Consider the following 18,954-nt stretch of genomic DNA (forward strand, 5'->3'; position numbering starts at 1 on the left):
CGCGCCTGCGCACGGATCGCGACGGGTGCGAATAGCGTTCCGCACCAGTCGGATACTTGACATAACGCCAACCCTATGGTTCAGGTTTAGGGTTTGTTCGAGTGAAACCCCGGGCGGACCGGGGACCTCGAATCGGCGCTCTGCCGAGAATCCGAAAACGACAGGCTTTGGATCGAAGGAAGGCGAGAGCCCATGACGCCCCCGCACAACTACCTTGCAGTGATCAAGGTCGTCGGTATCGGCGGCGGCGGCGTGAACGCCGTCAACCGGATGATCGAACAGGGACTCAAGGGAGTCGAGTTCATCGCCGTCAACACCGACGCGCAGGCACTGCTGATGAGTGATGCGGACGTCAAACTCGACGTCGGCCGCGAACTCACCCGCGGTCTCGGCGCCGGCGCGGATCCCGAGGTGGGCCGCAAGGCCGCCGAGGACCACAAGGACGAGATCGAAGAGGTGCTCAAGGGTGCCGACATGGTCTTCGTGACGGCCGGCGAGGGTGGCGGCACCGGTACCGGTGGCGCGCCCGTGGTGGCCTCGATCGCCCGCAAGCTGGGCGCCCTGACCATAGGTGTGGTGACGCGGCCGTTCTCCTTCGAGGGCAAGCGGCGCAGCAACCAGGCCGAGGCCGGTATCCAGGCACTGCGCGAATCCTGCGACACCCTCATCGTGATCCCGAACGACCGGCTGCTCCAGCTCGGCGACGCGGCGGTGAGCCTGATGGACGCCTTCCGCTCCGCCGACGAGGTGCTGCTCAACGGTGTTCAGGGCATCACCGATCTGATCACCACCCCGGGTCTGATCAACGTCGACTTCGCCGACGTCAAGAGCGTCATGTCCGGCGCCGGTTCGGCCCTGATGGGCATCGGCTCCTCGCGCGGCGAGGGACGATCCGTGAAAGCCGCGGAGGCGGCGATCAATTCGCCGCTGCTGGAGGCGTCGATGGACGGTGCGCACGGCGTGCTGCTGTCGATCGCGGGTGGATCGGACCTCGGTCTGTTCGAGATCAACGAGGCCGCCTCGCTGGTGCAGGAGGCCGCGCACATCGAGGCCAACATCATCTTCGGCACGGTGATCGACGATTCGCTCGGCGACGAGGTCCGGGTCACGGTGATCGCCGCCGGCTTCGACGGGGGCACCCCGGCCCGGCGCATCGAACCGGCGGGCAGAACGAATATCGGCGCGGGCCGAGCCGGAGACATCGGCCAGTCCACTACCCGCCGCGAGTTCGGCAGCACCCGCCAGCCGGAGCCCGAGCGCACGGCCGACCCGACGCCTGCGCGTGGCCCGGCCCCGTCCTACGAACCGCGCCCGGTCGCCGAACCGACCATCGCGCACAACAGCCGCTCACACATTCAGATGCCGGACGAGGACACCGACGACGTCGACGTCCCCGATTTCATGCGCCGGTAGCAGACGCCGATCTCGCTGCCCCCTCCGACGTTTCGGAGGGGGCAGCGGCGTTTCCGGCCCGTGGAGGCCGATCGAAACCCTGTGTGCCACGGAAATTCCGGTGGTCCGGCACCGGGCAGGGTCTGGTGTGGGTCGTCGGGTGTCGCCGTCGATGTCCCGGGGCGACGACGTGTGATACCGGACACCGCGAGGGGAGCCGTCCCACCCGGCGGTGGTGAACGCGGCGATCTCGTGTGGCGGCACTGTCGTGTGCATGAACTCGCACGCCGTGGGTACTTCGGCGGTCATGCTCGCGCTGTGCCCCGTTCCGTCGCCTCGCCACATCCGTTCCGGATCACTCGGCGGCGGGCTCGACTCCGAACCGGCGCGGCCTATTAATCTCGGAGATATGACACAGGCTTCGGTTCGGACGCGACGGGTGACGACCACGCGGGCCGGTGGGTTCTCGGTGGCGCCCTACGACTCGTTCAACCTGGGCGACCACGTCGGCGACGATCCGGAAGCCGTGCGCCGCAACAGGATTCGACTCGCGGAGGGCATCGGCCTGCCGCCCGGCCGCCTGGTCTGGATGGAGCAGGTGCACAGCCGCAACGTCGAGATCGTCGACGGCCCGCGCGCCGAACCGGTTCCGGTGACCGACGCGCTCGTCACCACCGTGCCGAATCTCGCGCTGGTGGTCCTCACCGCCGACTGTGTCCCCTTGCTGCTGTCCGACGACGAGGCCGGTGTGATCGCGGCCGTGCACGCCGGACGCGTCGGCGCCCGCATCGGCATCGTGCCGAAGGTCCTCGAGGCGATGATGTCGGTCGGCGCCCAGCCGCACCGCATCGGCGCCTTCCTGGGACCGGCCGCCGGCGGCGAGGACTACGAGGTGCCCGCCGCCATGCGCGACGATGTGGAGGCCCATCTGCCCGGCAGCGCCACCACGACCCGGCGCGGTACGCCCGGGCTGGACCTGCGAGCCGGCATCCGCCGTCAGCTGGAAGCGGCCGGGGTCGGCGCGGTCGCGGTCGATCCGCGCTCCACCATCACCGACGAAACCCTGTTCAGCCACCGCCGCGGCGCGCCCACCGGCCGCATCGCCGGGGTGATCTGGATGGAGGGGGAGCGGTGAATCACGCCGAATCCGAGGTCGGCACAACAGAATCCGGGCCGGGGATGCCACAGTCTCGGGAGGCCGAGCTCGCCGCCGCTCTCGCACGCCTGGAAGATCGCATCGATGCCGCGTGCCGCGCCGCCGGGCGCGATCGGGCCACCGTCCGGTTGCTGCCGGTGACCAAATACTTCCCGGCCTCCGACGTGGAGATCCTGTATCGGCTCGGCCGGCGGGAATTCGGCGAATCGCGGGAGCAGGAGGCCTCCGCCAAGGTGGCCTCATTAGGCCATCTGGCGCAGATGCGCTGGCATATGATCGGCCGATTGCAGCGCAACAAGGCGAAATCGGTTGTGCGCTGGGCCGATACGGTGCACTCGGTGGATTCGGAGCGTCTGGTGAGGGCCCTTGACACCGCCACGGCGGCCGCGCGTGCGGACGGAGCGCGCGCGGATCCGCTGCGTGTGCTACTGCAGGTGAGCCTGGATCGCGATCCGGCGCGCGGCGGCGTTGTCCCGGATGATCTCCGGGCGCTCGCCGATCAGGTCGCGAAATCCGAGAATCTGCAGCTCGCGGGCCTGATGGCGATTCCGCCGCTGGGCGCCGACCCGGATCCGGCCTTCGCCGAACTGGCCGGTCTGCATCGCACGCTGCTGGCCGCGCATCCGGGCGCGACCGAGTTGTCGGCGGGCATGTCGGGCGACCTCGAGGCCGCCATTCGACACGGGTCTACCTGCGTGCGTGTCGGTACTGCTCTGATGGGCGCGCGACCGATAACCTCGCAGTAGCAAAGAAACCTCATCAGTCACATTCGAAACATATGCTTGGGGCTGACGAGGTCTGAGCAGGACTTCAACACCCCAGGTCAGTCGGGGCCGTAGGAAGGTCGACCAGGATGAGCGAGCGTAGCGAGCGAGACATCAGCGCAGCCACGAGCATGCTCGTGCTGGAGCCCAGCGTTAGTGAGGTGGGAGCATGAGTACGCTGCACAGGTTCAAGGCCTACTTCGGCATGGTCCCGCTCGAGGAATACGAAGACGACTACGTCGACGACCGTGGCCCTCGGGGTATCGACGACCGTGGTCCGCTGGGTGCGGACGACCGCGGTGTGCGCCGCTCGCGTTTCGACGACGATCCGTACGACGCCGGGCGCTCGCGTTTCGGCGACGACCGCTTCGCCGACGATCCGGGCTACCCGGAGCCGGCCTACAAGGCGCCCTATCAGCCCGGCTACACGGTGCCGCGCCGCTCGGAGTTCGCCGACGAGTCCTATTCCGACGACCGTTACGAGCCCCTGCGCCGCCCGACCCGGATCGAATCCGCACCTTCGGGCCGCTCGCGCGGGCTCGGCGGTGGCACTCCGATGGTGCGTGGCACCACGCACGGTGCGCTGGCGGTCGATCCCGAGGCCGAACGGCGGATGGAAGAGCGGCGGATGGAGGAGCGCGCCCGGTTCGAGCCGGCTCCGCGCCGCGCCCCCGTCTTCGAGGACGGAGGTCCGTTGTCCAAGATCACGACACTGCGTCCGCGCACCTATGCCGAGGCCGCGATCATCGGCGAGCGTTTCCGTGACGGTACGCCCGTGATCATGGACCTGGTCGAAATGAGCAACGCCGACGCGCGCCGCTTGGTGGATTTCGCCGCCGGATTGGCGTTCGCGCTGCGTGGTTCGTTCGACAAGGTGGCCACCAAGGTGTTCCTGCTCTCACCGTCGGATGTCGATGTATCGGCCGAGGAGCGCCGGCGCATCGCCGAAAACGGCTTCTACAACCAGAAATAAACCCCGAACCGGGTGCCGCGGCGCGGCGGCGGCCCCGGTCGGGTGAGCCGCGTGGGGGGAAAGGACGCCGGATGCACGGCGCGGGGAGTTTGCAGGACACCGAATCTGAGGCAAAGTGGACAGGTGGCCTTGTTTCAGGTGCTGTATGTACTCCTGTTCCTCTTCTGGCTGTTGCTGATCAGCCGAGTGATCGTCGAGTTCATCCGCAGCTTTGCGCGCGACTGGCATCCGCGGGGGTTCGTCGCCGTCGTTCTGGAGGCGATCTTCACGATCACCGATCCGCCGGTGAAACTGTTGAGGCGCCTGATACCTCCCGTGAACTTGGGGGGAATTCGACTGGATCTGTCGATTATGGTCCTGCTTTTCATCGTGTTCATTCTGATGTCCATCGTCAGCAGGCTCGGGCAGCCGATAGCTCCGGTGTGACAGAATGGGCCGAGAAGAAGAGCTTGCTAGAAGATCTACGCTAGATCTCCGTACGAAGCGCGAAGGGATCCTTCCATGCCGCTGACTCCAGCCGATGTGCACAACGTCGCGTTCAGCAAACCGCCGATCGGGAAGCGCGGCTACAACGAGGATGAAGTCGACGCCTTCCTCGACTTGGTCGAACAGGAGCTCTCGCGCCTCATCGAGGAGAATGCGGACCTGCGCCAGCGGGTTGCTGAGCTGGATGCCGAATTGGCGGATGCCAAGAAGTCGCGTCCCGCGCCGCAGGCGGTGAAACCCGCGCCGCCGCAACCGGAACCGCCGAAGCCCGCGCCCGTCGCGCCGCCGATGCCGGTGCAGGCCGCCGCGCCGGTGGCTCCCAAGGACAACTCCGCCGCGGATGCGAACCTGCAGGCCGCGAAGGTGCTGAGCCTGGCGCAGGAAATGGCCGACCGGCTCACCACCGACGCGAAGGCCGAGGCCGAACAGCTGCTCTCCAACGCCCGGGCGAATTCCGAGCGAATGGTCAGCGAAGCGCAGACCCGCTCGGACGCGATGGTCGGCGAGGCGCGGCAGAAGGCCGATTCGCTGCTGTCGGACGCGCAGACCCGGTCCGACAGCCAGCTGCGCCAGGCCAAGGAGAAGGCCGACGCCCTGCAGGCCGACGCCGAGCGCAAGCACACCGAGATCATGGCCACCATCACCCAGCAGCGCAGCGTGCTGGAGAGCCGCATCGAGCAGCTGAAGACCTTCGAGCGCGAGTACCGGGTGCGCCTGAAGTCCTACCTGGAATCGCAGCTCGAGGAGCTGGAGAACCGCGGTTCGGCCGTTCCGGTCGACGGTGGCGAGGCCTTCGAGGCGGTATCGAACAGCCACGGTCCGGCGTCGTACGCCAAGGGTGGCAAATAGCTCGTCCCGGGTGCCCGCCACCCCGCCGATACGCGGGGTCCGGCGTCGCATGCCGCTGTGTGGTCGTAGTTCTGCCGAGCCGCCCGGCCCCTCGGGGGCGCTGCGGCCCGCCCTGCCCGCCTAGGGGGTGACCATGCTCGTTCTGACGCTCGTCCTGGCCGCGATCGGCTTCGCCCTGTTGGTGACGGCGTTGACGACCGGATCGGTGATCTGGGCGTGGGGTTGCATCGTCGTCTGCGTGATCGGTGCGATCCTGCTGCTGGTCAGCGCGCTGGCCATGCGTGAGCCCGAGGACGGCCCGCAATCGCGTCCCGGCCGTCATGCCAAACGCTGAGCGGGCACGGGTGCGGTGAACGGGGTGGGGAGCAGGGCACGGAAATAACGTTGCCCGCACTGGCTACAATCAAACCTGTAGATCGGCAGTGATCCGGCCATCACCGGGGAGCCTTCGGAAGAACGGCGCCCACCGGCGCCCAGTAGAACCGAACGGGTGAGCCCGTCACAGCTCGCAACGAGAGGTCCGCCCGCCGGAACATCCGGCCGGACAAGCGGGGTGGTACCGCGGCAGCGGCGCACAGGCGCCGACGTCGTCCCCGTGCCCACCGACTGCGCCGAACGAGCGCACTGGCACGAGGGAGACCACAGCCGCCATGGCGGACGAGACATCCACCCGCAACGCCTATCCCCGCGTCGACTTCACCGCCGCGGATGCCGGCTCGCGGCAGGGCGCGAGCGTGTCGTTCCCGGAGCTCGAGCGCCGGGTGCTGGACTACTGGGCCGCCGACGACACCTTCCGTGCCAGCATCGACAACCGCGCAGTGTCTTCGCCGGCGTCCGCGGGGCCCTCCGTGGTTACGCAGGCTGCCGCCTCCGGGCCCGTCGCTACCGCCGAGGGGTGCGACGAGTTCGTCTTCTACGACGGGCCGCCGTTCGCCAACGGTTTGCCACATTACGGACATCTGCTCACCGGATATGTGAAGGATTTGGTTCCGCGGTTCCAGACGATGCGCGGTAAGCGCGTGGAGCGGCGCTTCGGTTGGGACACGCACGGATTGCCCGCGGAAATCGAAGCGGAGAAGCAACTCGGTATCACGGACAAATCACAGATCGATGCGATGGGCCTCGCGGAATTCAATGCCGCGTGCAAATCCTCTGTGCTTCGTTACACCAATGAGTGGCGTGACTATGTGACACGCCAAGCGCGGTGGGTCGACTTCGACAACGACTACAAGACCCTCGATCTCGACTTCATGGAGTCGGTGATGTGGGCGTTCAAGTCGCTGTACGACAAAGGTCTTGTCTACCAAGGCTTCCGGGTGCTGCCCTACAGCTGGTACGAGCAGACGCCGCTGTCGAACCAGGAGGCGCGCCTCGACGACGCCTACCGGATGCGCCAAGATCCGGCGGTCACCGTCGACATGCTGCTCGAGGTCGCGGCCGATCATCCGCTGCACGAGCTCGACGGCGCCAACGCGCTGATCTGGACCACCACGCCGTGGACGCTGCCGTCGAACCTGGCGATCGCGGTCCACCCCGACATCACCTATGCCCACGTACGCGGCAAGGACGGTAAGCGCTACGTGCTGGCCACCGAGCGGGTCTCGCACTACGCCCGGGAACTCGGCACCGCCGACGACGGACTCGAGGTGCTCTCGGAGCACTCGGGCGCGGCGCTGGCAGGCCTGCGCTATCGTCCGCCGTTCGACTTCTTCCTCGGCCACCCCCACGCCCACCGCGTGCTGAACGCCGACTACGTGACCACCGACTCCGGAACCGGCGTGGTGCATCTGGCGCCCGCGTTCGGTGAGGAGGACATGGACGTCGCCTCCGCCAACGGGATCGAGGTCGTGCAGCCGCTCGACGCCGGCGGCAAGTTCACCTCGATGGTGCCGCCGTACGAGGGCCTGATGGTGTTCGACGCGAATCCGGTCATCATCAAGGACCTCAAGGCCGCCGGAAAGCTGTTGCGGCACGAGACGATCGAACACTCCTACCCGCACAGCTGGCGATCGGGTCAGCCGCTGATCTACATGGCGGTGCCCTCGTGGTTCGTGGCGGTCACGAAGTTCCGCGACCGCATGGTGGAGCTGAACCAGCAGATCACCTGGGTGCCCGAGCACATCCGCGACGGCCAGTTCGGCAAGTGGCTCGAGAACGCGCGCGACTGGAACATCAGCCGCAACCGGTACTGGGGTGCGCCGATCCCGGTGTGGATCTCCGACGATCCGGCCTACCCGCGGGTCGACGTGTACGGCTCACTGGACGAGCTGGAACGCGACTTCGGCGTGCGCCCGGCGGATCTGCACCGGCCGGGCATCGACGAGCTGGTGCGCCCGAACCCCGACGACCCCACGGGGAAGTCGATGATGCGGCGCACACCCGAGGTGCTCGACTGCTGGTTCGAGTCGGGGTCGATGCCCTACGCGCAGGTGCACTACCCGTTCGAGAACAAGGAATGGTTCGAGGGCACGCCCGATCGCCCGGCGCACAGCCCGGGTGACTTCATCGTCGAGTACAACGGGCAGACGCGCGGGTGGTTCTACAACCTGCACGTGCTCTCGACCGCGCTGTTCGACCGGCCGGCGTTCAAATCCGTTGTGGCGCACGGCATCGTGCTCGGCGACGACGGATTGAAGATGTCCAAGTCCAAGGGCAACTACCCCGACGTCAACGAGGTGTTCGACCGCGACGGCTCCGATGCCATGCGGTGGTTCCTCATGGCGTCGCCGGTGCTGCGTGGCGGCAACCTGATCGTCACCGAGCGCGGCATCCGCGAAGGCGTGAGCCATGCGCTGCGGCCGCTGTGGAACGCGTGGACGTTCCTGCAGCTCTACGCCTCGAAACCCGGTGTGTGGCGGACGGATTCGGCGCATGTGCTGGATCGCTACATCCTGGCCAAACTGGCCGCGGCCCGCGATGTGATGACCGAGGCGCTCGAGGTCTACGACATCGCCGCCGCCTGCGACGAACTGCGTTCGTTCGCCGACGCGCTCACCAATTGGTATGTGCGCCGGTCTCGTTCGCGGTTCTGGGAGGAGGACCGCGACGCCATCGACACCCTGCACACCGTGCTGGAGGTCACCTGCCGGCTGGCCGCCCCGCTGCTGCCGCTGATCACCGAGGTGATCTGGCGTGGGCTGACGGGGGAGCGGTCGGTACATCTGACCGACTGGCCGGGCGAGACCGAACTGCCACGCGATCCGGAACTGGTGTCGGCGATGGACGAGGTGCGGTCGGTGTGCTCGACGGTGCTGAGCCTGCGCAAAGCGCAGAACCTGCGGGTGCGGCTGCCGCTGTCCGAGGTCACCATCGCCGCGCCCGATGCCGAGCGGCTGCGTCCGTTCGCCGATCTCGTGGCCGACGAGGTCAACGTCAAGAAGGTGGACCTGACCACCGATGTGGCCGCCCACGGCCGGTTCGAACTGGTCGTCAACGCCCGCGCCGCCGGTCCGCGGCTGGGCAAGGACGTCCAGCACGTGATCAAGGCGGTGAAGTCCGGACAGTGGCGCGAGGACGACGGTGTGGTCAAGGCGCTGGTCCCCGGCCACGACGACGGCATCGCGCTGCTGCCCGAGGAGTACACCCAGCGCCTGGTGGCGGCCGAACCCGAATCCACCGCCGCTCTGCCCGGCAATGCCGGCCTGGTGGTGCTGAATTCGGAGGTCACCGAGGAACTCGAGGCCGAGGGCTGGGCCCGTGACCTGATCCGCGACCTGCAGGAGACCCGCAAGTCGCTGGGCCTCGACGTCTCCGACCGCATCACCGTGGTCCTGGAGGTGCCGCAGGAGCGTGCGGAGTGGGCGCGGACCCACCGTGACCTCATCGCCGGAGAGATCCTCGCCACCGCACTCGATTTCGGCGCGGCGGGCGCCGGGGCTGCCGACGTGGTCGGTGGTGTACGCGCGGCGATCGCCAAGGCCTGAGTACGCGCGCGAGTCGCGAAACGAGCCCGGTCCGCTTCTGGCGGACCGGGCTCGTTCGCTACCGCGCTGCGAATTTCTGCCCGCCTAGGGGAAAGGGCGGGTGCGAGATCGATGAGCCGCGTGGGCAGGTCGCGTCCGCTGTCAGGTCGGGGTCGGTCCCACGTATACCCAGCTAGACGGGGGTTACACATGGCCGTGGCGGGCGGCGACAGGTGCGAGCGGGGTGGGCGATACGCCGATTCCCGGTATGACCTGGGGTGTGTCCTGTGAGGCCGGAGCGGATCACGGTTGCGGATTGGCACTTGTGGTGTGCATGTGACTTGCGCTAAAACAGCTATGTCACAGCAACCGTCACTCTTTAGTTGAGCTTAGGTGTTTTTCCCGGATCGACCCCCGCTGAAAACTGCACTACCAGGTAGTTGACCGGCTGAGATGCCCGTGGGGAAGCGGCCATCCCAAGTCCATGCTGTGTGCTGTGTAATCGCCGGTCGGCGTGCCGTGGTGGCTACATGTAATGAAGGGCGAGCACATGGCACCGTCATCCGTGCGCGGATCCTCGCGCCGCAGATCCACCCGCTATCTCCTGGCCGCGATCGCCGCGGCCGTCTCCGTATCGATCTGGGCGGGTCCGGCCACCGCCGCACCCGCCGACACCGGCAGTTCCTCCCTCTCCGGCGATTCCGGGAGCAGTTCCGGGTCGGGGAGCGGATCAGGCTCCGGTAGCGCCAGCGGTTCGGCGGCGCTACCGCTGCCCAGCCCGCGGGCGTCGATCGCCCTGAGCATCGCCGGTTCGCAGGCGGGCAAGCCCTACGAATGGGGCGGGACCGGGCCCAACGCCTACGACTGCTCCGGGCTGGTGCAGTGGGCGTTCCGGCAGGTCGGCATCATGCTGCCGCGCACCACCTGGGAGCAGGCCACCGCCGGCAGCGCCGTGCCGGTCGGCGCGATGATGCCCGGCGATGTGGTCATCGTGAATACCGACGGCTCGCACGAGGGCATCTACGCCGGCGGCGGCATGCTGCTCAACGCCTACGGGCCCGGCGTGCCGATCGGACTGACGCCGCTGAGCGAATTCGACATCTACGCGATCCGGCGCTTCTTCTGAGCCGAGTGTCCGGGTTGCGGGATCTCGCGCCGCAGTCCGGACACTCGCCGACTACTCGGCGGTGTGCGTGCGTCCCGAATCGCGATCTGCCGATCCGCTCGGAGGGACGGGAGCTCAGACGCCCACCGCCTGTTCGATCTCCTCCTCGGCGTCGGAGTCCTCGTCGATGTCTCCGCGGCCTGCGGCGTTCTCGGGCATCGATGTACCGGGGCGGTGTGCTTCGACAGGCATTCCGCTGGTGACCGGGACGGCGGAGTGCGCGGCGCCGGGCGTGGCCGCGTGCGCCGGACCATGTGCCGTGGACTGCGCGTCGCGGCGGCGTTCGTAGACGCCGCCGACCAGCACCAGCACCACACCGGCCGCGAACCACAGCGCCAGGCTCGCGATCCGGCCGCCGAGGCCGCCGTTGCCGTCGAAGTACAGCAGGCTGCGGGCGCCCTCGACGAAGCCCGCGCCGTTCCAGAACGAATGCAGGGCGCCGAAGAAGCCGTTCTGCAGTTCGGGTCGGTAGATGCCGCCGGAGGTGGTGAAGTTCAGCATCACGAACAGCACCATCACCGCGAGCGTGGTCCAGCGCTTCAGGAACGGGTGCAGGCCGATGCCGATGAAGAGGATGCCCGCGGCGTACAGCCAGCCCATCGCCCAGATCGAGGCGTAGTCGTGGTCGACGACGTGGAAGACCGGTCCGGCGAGCACGATGCCGATCACACTCACGACGAACGAGGTGGCCACCGCGGTGAGCGCCCGCACGGCCATGCGCGTGCCCGCTCCGGCGACGCTGATCGCGGCGACGCTGCCGTAGGCGCCGATACTGAGCGCGACGAGCACGAAGAACAGGCCCTGTCCGGTCGGGTCGCCCGAGGCGGTGGGCGCGACGTCGATCGTGCGCAGCGGCAGATTCTGCTGGGCGGTCACGGCGCCGAACACGGTCTCGACGGCCATGGCGGTGGTGTCCGAATTCGCCTTGGCGACAAGCAGTTCGGGTGATTGCGCATCCGGGACGAAGGCGCCGGCCAGATCCCGATGCCGCAGCCGGTCGACGGCATCGGCGCGGTCGGCGAGCGTGACGACCTCGAGCGCGTCCCCGGCCCGGTCCTTCAGCGTCTGGGCCATCACCTTGACCTCGGGGCTGTCGCCGACGATCGCGACCTGCACGTGGTTGGGCTCGGGCTGGTGGAAGGCGCCCAGATAGGCCAGGCCCATGCCCAGGCACATGAGCAACGGGGTCAGCAGATGTCCGGCCATGTGCCGTAGCTGGTGCAGGGGCATGTTCGCACTCCAAAGGTTGGTAAATACAACTATTGTTTGTTGTACTATACAACCATGAAGGGGTCGCAGCCATACCCGTCGCGCACTGTGGCGATTCAGACAATTCAGCGTGAGCTCACCGCGTTCGCCCGTCGCGCCCGTGGTCGCGCCGCGGAACTGCATCCGGAGCTGCCGCTGGTGGCCTACAGCATTCTCGATCTGGTGATCGCGCGCGACGGCTGCCTGGCCGCCGAACTGGCCGACTACTTCGTGCTCGACAAATCCACGATGAGCAGGCAGGTGGCGGCGCTGGAGAAGCAGGGCTACCTGGTCAAGGAGGTCGACCCGGCCAACCGCCGCAATCACGTCCTGCACGCCACGCCCGACGGCAGGCGCGTCGCGGCCGACTCCGAACGCGCGCGCAGTGCCGCGGTGAACGAGCGCTTCCGCGACTGGGACGATCGCGACGTTGCCCAGCTCGCCGCCTATCTGGAGCGCTACAACGCCGCCGACGGCGGCTGAACGCCGCACTTCCCCCGCGCCCGTCCCCGGAGGGGCGGGTCGTTACACCGTGCTGGTCACTCTTTGCACAGCTCGCGCAGCAGCGGCCCGTACTGGGGATGGCTGAGCGCGGAGGCGAACTGGGCGACCAGATAGTCCGCCGGATTGCCCGTGTCGTACCAGCGGCCGCGAATCACCTGTCCGTAGACCGGGTTCGAGGCGGCGAACACGTTGATCGCGTCGGTCAGGTACACCTCGCCGGTGCGGTGGGTGTACCACTTGTCGACCTGCTTGCGCAGTTCGTCGACGATGCCGGGGGTCACGACGTATCCGCCGATCGCGGCGTAGGCCGAGGGCGCGTCCTCCGGCTTCGGCTTCTCCCGCAGCCCGCTGATGCGCATCAGGCCGGGCTCGAAGGAATCCTCGACCACCGGCACGCCGTAGCGCTGGGAGTCGGCCGGATCCATCGGCATCAGCGCCAGCACCGGCGAACCGGTCTTGTTGTAGGCGTCGATGAGCTGCTGCGCCCGCGGCACCTCGGCGACGAAGACGTCGTCGGGCCACAGCACCAGCATCGGCTCGTCGCCCAGCGTGCGGGCGGCGTTGAGCACCGGGGTGCCGTTGCCGTAGGGACCGTGCTGGTCCAGATAGGTGATGTGGCCGAGCCGGCCGAGTTCGCCGACCTCTTCCACGGCGTCGGCATAGGCGGACTTGCCGTCGGCGCGCAGCTGCGCCACCAATGCCGGATTGGGACGGAAATGGTCCTGGATCAGGGACTTCCCGCCGCTCACCACGATCGTGATATCGGTGATGCCGGAGGCTACCAGCTCCCGCACAGTGTGCTCGATCACCGGTTTGTCGCCGACCGGCAGCATCTCCTTGGGGATGGCCTTGGTCAGCGGCAGCAGGCGGGAGCCGATGCCGGCGGCTGGGATCACTGCCTTGCGGATGGTCATGAACCGATCATCACACACTTCCGCCGCCGGATATGTCGGTCCCCACGCGTAGATTTCCGGGTATGCACTCTGCCCCCGATGCGGCTACCAGCGGTCTCGTGCCTGGTCAGCGCGCATCCGCCGGGGTCGGTACGGGTGCCGGGGGTGGGTCGGCCGTGCATCTGCACGCACAGGAATCCGACAGCAATTTCGGCGCCGACACGGTCGCGGCGCGCCGCTGGGTGCTGCACATCGATATGGACGCCTTCTTCGCCTCGGTCGAACAGCTGACCCGCCCGACGCTGCGCGGCCGGCCCGTACTCGTGGGCGGGATGGGCGGCCGCGGCGTGGTCGCGGGCGCCAGCTACGAGGCGCGGGTCTTCGGCGCCCGGTCGGCGATGCCCATGCATCAGGCGCGCCGGCTGGTCGGCGTCACCGCCGTGGTGATCCCGCCGCGCGGGGTGGTCTACGGCGAAGTCAGCGGGCAGGTCTTCGAAACCCTGCGGTCGTGGATTCCGGTGCTCGAGACGCTGTCGTTCGACGAGGCGTTCGGTGAACCCGCCGAACTCGCCGGCGCCGATGTCCGGCGGGTGCGCGAATTCTGTGAGCAGGTGCGGCAATCGGTGCGGGAGCGAACCGGACTGGTGGCCTCGGTCGGCGCCGGCACCGGCAAACAACTGGCCAAGATCGCCTCGGGACTCGCGAAACCCGATGGGGTGCGGGTGATTTCACCGGCCGAACAGCAGGCGCTGCTGGCCGGGCTGCCGGTGCGCAAACTGTGGGGTATCGGGCCGGTGGCCGAACATCGGCTGCGTTCGGTGGGCATCGAAACCGTCGGTGCGTTCGCGGCGCTGCCCGAGCCGGAGGCGGTCTCGCTGCTGGGCGGCAGTGTCGGCGCGGCGCTGCATCGGCTCGCCCGCGGGATCGACGAACGACCCGTCGCCGAGCGGGCCGAGGCCAAACAGATCAGCGCCGAAACCACCTACGAGACCGACATCGTCACGCTGGCGCAGCTGCGCCCGGCGATCGAGGCGATGGCCCAGGCCGCACACCGGCGGCTGCTGCGCGACGGCCGCGCGGCCCGGACGGTGGTCCTGAAATTGAAGAAGGGCGATATGAGCATCGTGACGCGTTCGCTCACGTTGCCCTATGCCACCACCGATCCGGCCACGCTCACCGCCGCGGCTCAGCGCTCGGCCATCGATCCCGTCGAACTGGGCTCGATCCGGTTGGTGGGCGTGGGATTCGGCGGTTTGTCCGCGGTGCGGCAGGAATCACTGTTCCCCGAGCTGGACCGCGACACCGGTGCGGTGGGCGCCGCGATCTTCGAAGAGCCGATCGCCGCGTCGGCGCCGGCGGCCGAGCCGGTGGTGCCGCCGCCGACGCGTTCCTACACCACCGAGTTCTGGTATCCCGGACGCGATGTCGGCCATCCCCGGTATGGCCACGGCTGGGTACAGGGCAGCGGGCACGGCCGGGTCACCGTCCGATTCGAGACCCGCTCGACAGGGCCGGGACCGGCGTATACGTTCGCTGCCGACGATGACGATCTCACCCCGGCCGATCCGCTCCTTAGTCTTCGTTGAAATTTGGCGGGTAGCGTGAGGCCACTCGTGCACTGCCGCCGGTCGGGTGGGAGCTGTCACGTGAACGGAACCAGACCAACTCGAACGCAAAGGACGAGCATTGAAGCTTCAGATGACTGGACGCATCGCGGTCGCCACCCTGGCAGTCGTGGCTGCGCTCGGCATGTCGGCCTGCGGCAGCGGTGACAAGCACTCGAGCCACAAGTCCACCACGACCAAGGCGGCCGCCACCTCGGCTGCCAACGTGCCGCCGGTGCCCACGGTCGCCGATCTGAACTCGGAGTTGGCGCAGGCGCTGGACCCGGGCGTGCCGGCCGCGCAGAAGGCGCAGTGGCTCGAGGACGGTCAGGACGCCCTGGCCAAGGACCCCGAGATGATGCAGAAGCTGACCGACGCCTACCAGCAGAACAACGCCAAGATCAACGTCACCGATGTGGCGTATCTCGGCGGCGACACGCTGACCGCGAAGGTGGACTTCTCCGTCAACGGCGGTGCGCCGACCAAGGCCGACGTGCCGTTCGTCGCCCAGGACAACAGCTGGAAGCTGCAGAAGAGCTGGGCCTGCGCCGGACTGAAGAACCTGGGCCAGCAGTCGCCCGCGTGCGAGTAGTTCTCGTCGTACCGGCCCGAGTCGTCGGCAGGGCGATGACGAGGCGCTATGCCGTGCCGGAGTCACAACGAAACTAAACAAAGACTGAGAAAGGTCGGACGACTTCGCTCGTCCCGGACACCCCGCGCTAGCATCTGCCTCCGTGACCGACACGATGGTGAGGGCGGACGACACGCCCGCGGCAGGACAGGGACACCGGGTCGACCGGTCACGACTCGCTCGCTGGGCCCAGCCGATCGCGCTGATCGCAGGCCTCCTGGGCGCCCTGTGCGCCATCGCCGTACCGCTGCTGCCGGTCCAGGTCGACCACACCACGCTGTCGTGGCCGCAGCAGGGCTCGACCCGCGGCATCGACGCGCCGCTGGTCTCCTACGCCCCGCTGACCTTCGACGCCACCGTCCCGTGCGCGGCGATCGCGCAGCTGCCCGCGCAGGGCTCCACGCTGACCGCGACCATGCCGGCCGGCGCCCCGGACCTGGAGCGCTACGGTTTCGTCGCGCGGGTGCGGCCCGGCACCGACGGTAAGCCCGGTCAGTTCGAAGCGGTGCTGCGCAATCAGTCTCTGACCAGTGTGCCGGTGGACCGGCTCGGTGGCGACTGCGCGTTCACGGTGCATTCCGAAATCTCGTACACCACAGCAACTTTCACCGGCACCGACGCGAAACCGGTGACGCTGCAGGGTGATTGGCGACCGCAGCTGGTGGGCGTGTACAGCGACCTGACCCGGGCCGCCGGAACCAGCGTCACCGCCCAGGTCGACAGCCGATTCTCCGTGGTGCCCACCGTGATCAAGCGGATCGCGACCGTGCTGGCGGTGGTGTTCACCCTCATCGCGCTGGCCGCGTTGTTCCGCCTGGACCGGCTCGACGGCCGTCGCATCCGGCGCTGGTTGCCGCAGCGCTGGTGGAGCTTCGGCGCCGTCGACGCCGTGGTCCTGGGCGGACTGGTGATCTGGCATTTCATCGGCTCGACCACCTCCGACGACGGCTATCAGTTCGGCATGGCGCGCGCGTCGCTGGTGTCGGGTTATATGGCCAACTACTTCCGGTTCTTCGGTGTGCCCGAGAACCCGGTCGGCACACCGCCGTACGACATCATCGCGCATATGACCGAGATCAGCACCGCGAGTCCGTGGATGCGGATTCCGACGCTGCTGGCCGGTGTGGTCACCTGGCTGGCGCTGAGCCGGGAGGTGATTCCCCGCCTCGGGGTGGCGGTGCGCCACGACCGGGTGGCGGTGTGGACCGGCGCGCTGATCTTGCTGGCGGTCTGGCTGCCCTACAACAACGGTCTGCGGCCGGAACCGGTGATCGCGGTCTGTGTCCTGCTCACCTGGTGTTTCGTCGAACGTGCCATCGCGACCCGGCGCCTGCTGCCGTATGCGATCGCGATTGTGGTGGCGGCGTTCAGTTTCACCGCGGCACCCTCGGGCGTGATCTGCGTGGCGCCGCTGCTTGCCGGGATGCGCTCGGTGTTCCGCTTCGGCGGTGCCCGAGCGCGCGAGCTGGCCGCCGATCCGCGGACCGGTGAACCCCGCTCCCGCTGGGCCATGGGGTACGGCTACGGTGCCCTGCTCGCGCCGCTGGCGACTGCCGGTGCCCTGGTGCTGGCCTTCGCGTTCGCGGTGCAGCCGCTCTCGGCGATGTTCGAGATGCGCCGCGTGCACACCGCGGTCGGCCCGTCCGACCCCTGGTTCAACGATTACCTGAACTATCAGTGGCTGTTCATGCCGACCGCCGACGGTTCGATCGGGCGACGCTTCGGCATGGTGGCGATGTGGCTGGGCCTGCTCGTCTGTGTCTTCGTCCTGCTGCGCAAGGGCGGGCGGATCCCGTTCACCGCGGGCGGGCCGGCGCGCCGGCTGCTCGGCATCACCTTCGCGTCGATGCTGCTGATGGCGACCACACCCACCAAATTCACCCACCACAACGGCGTGTACGCCGGACTGGCCGGTGCGGTAGCGGTGCTGACTGCGGTCGCGGTCGGCCCGCGGGTGATGCGGTCGCCGCGCAACCGGGCGCTGTTCGGCGCCGTGGTGGCCTTGGTGATGGCGCAGATCTTCACCAGCGTCAACGAATGGTGGTACGTGTCCAGCTACGGCATTCCGTGGTGGGACAAACCACCGTCGGTCCACGGCTTCGGGCTGAGCAAGGTCTTCCTCGCCGTGGCCGTGGTGCTGCTGGCACTGGCCGGATGGTGGCATGTGCGCGCGCCGGAACCCGGTACCCCGCACCGGATTTCGCGACCGGCGTGGCGATGGGCGAAGATCCCGCCGCTGACCGTGGCCGCGGCGCTGCTGGTGGTGTTCGAGATGGCCTCGTTCGCCAAGGGGGCGGTTGCCCAGTATCCGGCGTTCTCGCTGGCCCGCTCCAATGTGGATGCGGTACTGGGCAAACCGTGCGGGCTGGCCAACGATGTGCTGGTCGAAACCGATCCCAACGCCTCGATGCTGCCGCCATTGACCGGCGACCCGCAGACGACCTTCACCGCCGGCGCCACCGGATTCGTGCCCAACGGGGTCGGCGATCTGACCCCGGAGGGGGAGCCGACCAACAGCAGCAGTATCTCCAGCGCCTTCGACAGCGGGAAGAACCAGGGCGAGGCCGGCACCCAAACCGCAGGTGCGCCACTGCCGTACGGCCTGGACTCGGCCACCACACCGGAACTGGGCACCGCCGGTGAGCAGGATCCGGCCGAACTCACCACCGGCTGGTACCGGTTGCCCCCGGCCGCCGAGCGCACCGGCATCGTGGCGATCACCGCGGCCGGGCGCATTCGCTCGGTCGACAAGGACGGCGTGGTCACCCCGGGCCAGCGCGTCGAGATCGAATACGGCACCAGCGACTCACCGACCGAGGCGCATGCGCTGGGCTCGGTGATCCCGGTCGATATCGGGCCGACGCCGTCGTGGCGCAACCTGCGGGTGCCGTTCGGCCAGATTCCGCCGCAGGCCGATGTGATCCGCATCGTCGCCCAGGACAGCAGCCGCGACCCCAACCAGTGGGTGGCGCTGACGCCGCCGCGCGTCCCGCGCACCACGACCCTGCAGGACATGGTGGGCTCGCGCAGCCCGGTGCTGCTGGACTGGGCGGTGGGACTGCAGTTCCCGTGCCAGCGGCCCTACGATCACCGCGACGGGATCGCACAGGTTCCGAGCTGGCGCATCCTGCCCGATCGCACCGCCGCGCACGACACCACGCTGTGGGAGAGCCACGACGGCGGCGGCCCGCTGGGCTGGAGCCAGCAGTTGCTGAGCTCGCAGACCCTGGCCACGTATCTGAAGGACGACTGGCGCCGGGACTGGGGTGAGTTGCAGCGGCTGACACCGTGCGACACCTCCGCGACCGTCGCGGTGCCCACGGTGACTCGGGAGACCCACGGCGGCATGTGGAATCCGGGCCACATCAACACCGCCTGGGGGTGAGG

General features: G+C 68.3%; 15 protein-coding genes. 13 read left to right on the forward strand and 2 right to left on the reverse strand.

The annotated features are described in order from the left end of the window. Nucleotides 1–192: 192 nt before the first annotated feature. The 9 genes from ftsZ to ACPCUW_RS20305 all read left to right on the forward strand — a co-directional run bounded on the left by ftsZ (nt 193) and on the right by ACPCUW_RS20305 (nt 10,648). The gene (gene ftsZ / locus ACPCUW_RS20265; protein ID WP_063017882.1) at nt 193–1,413 is read left to right on the forward strand and encodes a cell division protein FtsZ; all 1,221 of its coding nucleotides are present in this window, start codon (nt 193–195) and stop codon (nt 1,411–1,413) included. 388 nt (nt 1,414–1,801) lie between these two features. Continuing rightward, nucleotides 1,802–2,527 (forward strand): peptidoglycan editing factor PgeF, encoded by a 726-nt coding sequence (gene pgeF / locus ACPCUW_RS20270; RefSeq protein ID WP_030514709.1) that lies wholly within the window; start codon nt 1,802–1,804, stop codon nt 2,525–2,527. Nucleotides 2,528–2,571: 44 nt separating this feature from the next. Next, a complete protein-coding gene (locus ACPCUW_RS20275; RefSeq protein WP_423426609.1) occupies nt 2,572–3,294 on the forward strand; it encodes a YggS family pyridoxal phosphate-dependent enzyme in 723 nt (240 codons plus the stop codon). Nucleotides 3,295–3,481: 187 nt separating this feature from the next. Further along, the gene (locus ACPCUW_RS20280) at nt 3,482–4,285 is read left to right on the forward strand and encodes a cell division protein SepF (protein ID WP_030514707.1); all 804 of its coding nucleotides are present in this window, start codon (nt 3,482–3,484) and stop codon (nt 4,283–4,285) included. Nucleotides 4,286–4,408: 123 nt separating this feature from the next. Beyond that, nucleotides 4,409–4,711 carry a YggT family protein gene (locus ACPCUW_RS20285; protein WP_025348651.1) on the forward strand — a complete coding sequence of 101 codons (303 nt, stop codon included), beginning with the start codon at nt 4,409–4,411 and terminating at the stop codon, nt 4,709–4,711. Between the two features lie 75 nt (nt 4,712–4,786). Further along, nucleotides 4,787–5,620: a DivIVA domain-containing protein gene (locus ACPCUW_RS20290; RefSeq protein ID WP_030514705.1), complete on the forward strand. Its 834-nt coding sequence runs from the start codon at nt 4,787–4,789 to the stop codon at nt 5,618–5,620. A gap of 133 nt (nt 5,621–5,753) precedes the next feature. Next, nucleotides 5,754–5,954: a hypothetical protein gene (locus ACPCUW_RS20295; RefSeq protein WP_030514704.1), complete on the forward strand. Its 201-nt coding sequence runs from the start codon at nt 5,754–5,756 to the stop codon at nt 5,952–5,954. Between the two features lie 316 nt (nt 5,955–6,270). Next, nucleotides 6,271–9,543: an isoleucine--tRNA ligase gene (ileS, locus tag ACPCUW_RS20300; protein ID WP_423426447.1), complete on the forward strand. Its 3,273-nt coding sequence runs from the start codon at nt 6,271–6,273 to the stop codon at nt 9,541–9,543. Between the two features lie 529 nt (nt 9,544–10,072). After that, on the forward strand, nt 10,073–10,648 hold the full coding sequence (locus ACPCUW_RS20305) for a C40 family peptidase (protein WP_063017899.1): 576 nt from the start codon (nt 10,073–10,075) through the stop codon (nt 10,646–10,648). 114 nt (nt 10,649–10,762) lie between these two features. Here ACPCUW_RS20305 and ACPCUW_RS20310 read toward each other — a convergent pair whose 3' ends face one another. Continuing rightward, nucleotides 10,763–11,917, reverse strand: coding sequence for an ABC transporter permease (locus tag ACPCUW_RS20310; protein ID WP_423426450.1), 1,155 nt, complete (start codon nt 11,915–11,917; stop codon nt 10,763–10,765). 54 nt (nt 11,918–11,971) lie between these two features. On the opposite strand from ACPCUW_RS20310, the gene ACPCUW_RS20315 reads away from it, so the two are divergent. Next, nucleotides 11,972–12,418 carry a MarR family winged helix-turn-helix transcriptional regulator gene (locus tag ACPCUW_RS20315; protein ID WP_051755705.1) on the forward strand — a complete coding sequence of 149 codons (447 nt, stop codon included), beginning with the start codon at nt 11,972–11,974 and terminating at the stop codon, nt 12,416–12,418. A gap of 56 nt (nt 12,419–12,474) precedes the next feature. On the opposite strand, the gene ACPCUW_RS20320 is transcribed toward ACPCUW_RS20315, so the two are convergent. Beyond that, nucleotides 12,475–13,353, reverse strand: coding sequence for a UTP--glucose-1-phosphate uridylyltransferase (locus ACPCUW_RS20320; protein ID WP_063017888.1), 879 nt, complete (start codon nt 13,351–13,353; stop codon nt 12,475–12,477). Between the two features lie 236 nt (nt 13,354–13,589). Between ACPCUW_RS20320 and ACPCUW_RS20325 the strand changes: the two genes are divergently transcribed. The 3 genes from ACPCUW_RS20325 (at nt 13,590) to ACPCUW_RS20335 (ending at nt 18,952) form a co-directional block, all read left to right on the forward strand. Next, on the forward strand, nt 13,590–14,918 hold the full coding sequence (locus ACPCUW_RS20325; RefSeq protein ID WP_423426611.1) for a DNA polymerase IV: 1,329 nt from the start codon (nt 13,590–13,592) through the stop codon (nt 14,916–14,918). Nucleotides 14,919–15,030: 112 nt separating this feature from the next. Beyond that, nucleotides 15,031–15,528: a hypothetical protein gene (locus ACPCUW_RS20330; protein ID WP_104363133.1), complete on the forward strand. Its 498-nt coding sequence runs from the start codon at nt 15,031–15,033 to the stop codon at nt 15,526–15,528. A 154-nt stretch (nt 15,529–15,682) separates the two neighbouring features. Continuing rightward, the gene (locus ACPCUW_RS20335) at nt 15,683–18,952 is read left to right on the forward strand and encodes an arabinosyltransferase domain-containing protein (RefSeq protein ID WP_423426612.1); all 3,270 of its coding nucleotides are present in this window, start codon (nt 15,683–15,685) and stop codon (nt 18,950–18,952) included. The last annotated feature ends 2 nt before the right edge of the window (nt 18,953–18,954 follow it).

Source organism: Nocardia sp. AB354 (assembly GCF_049538315.1).
GTDB lineage: Bacteria > Actinomycetota > Actinomycetes > Mycobacteriales > Mycobacteriaceae > Nocardia > Nocardia nova.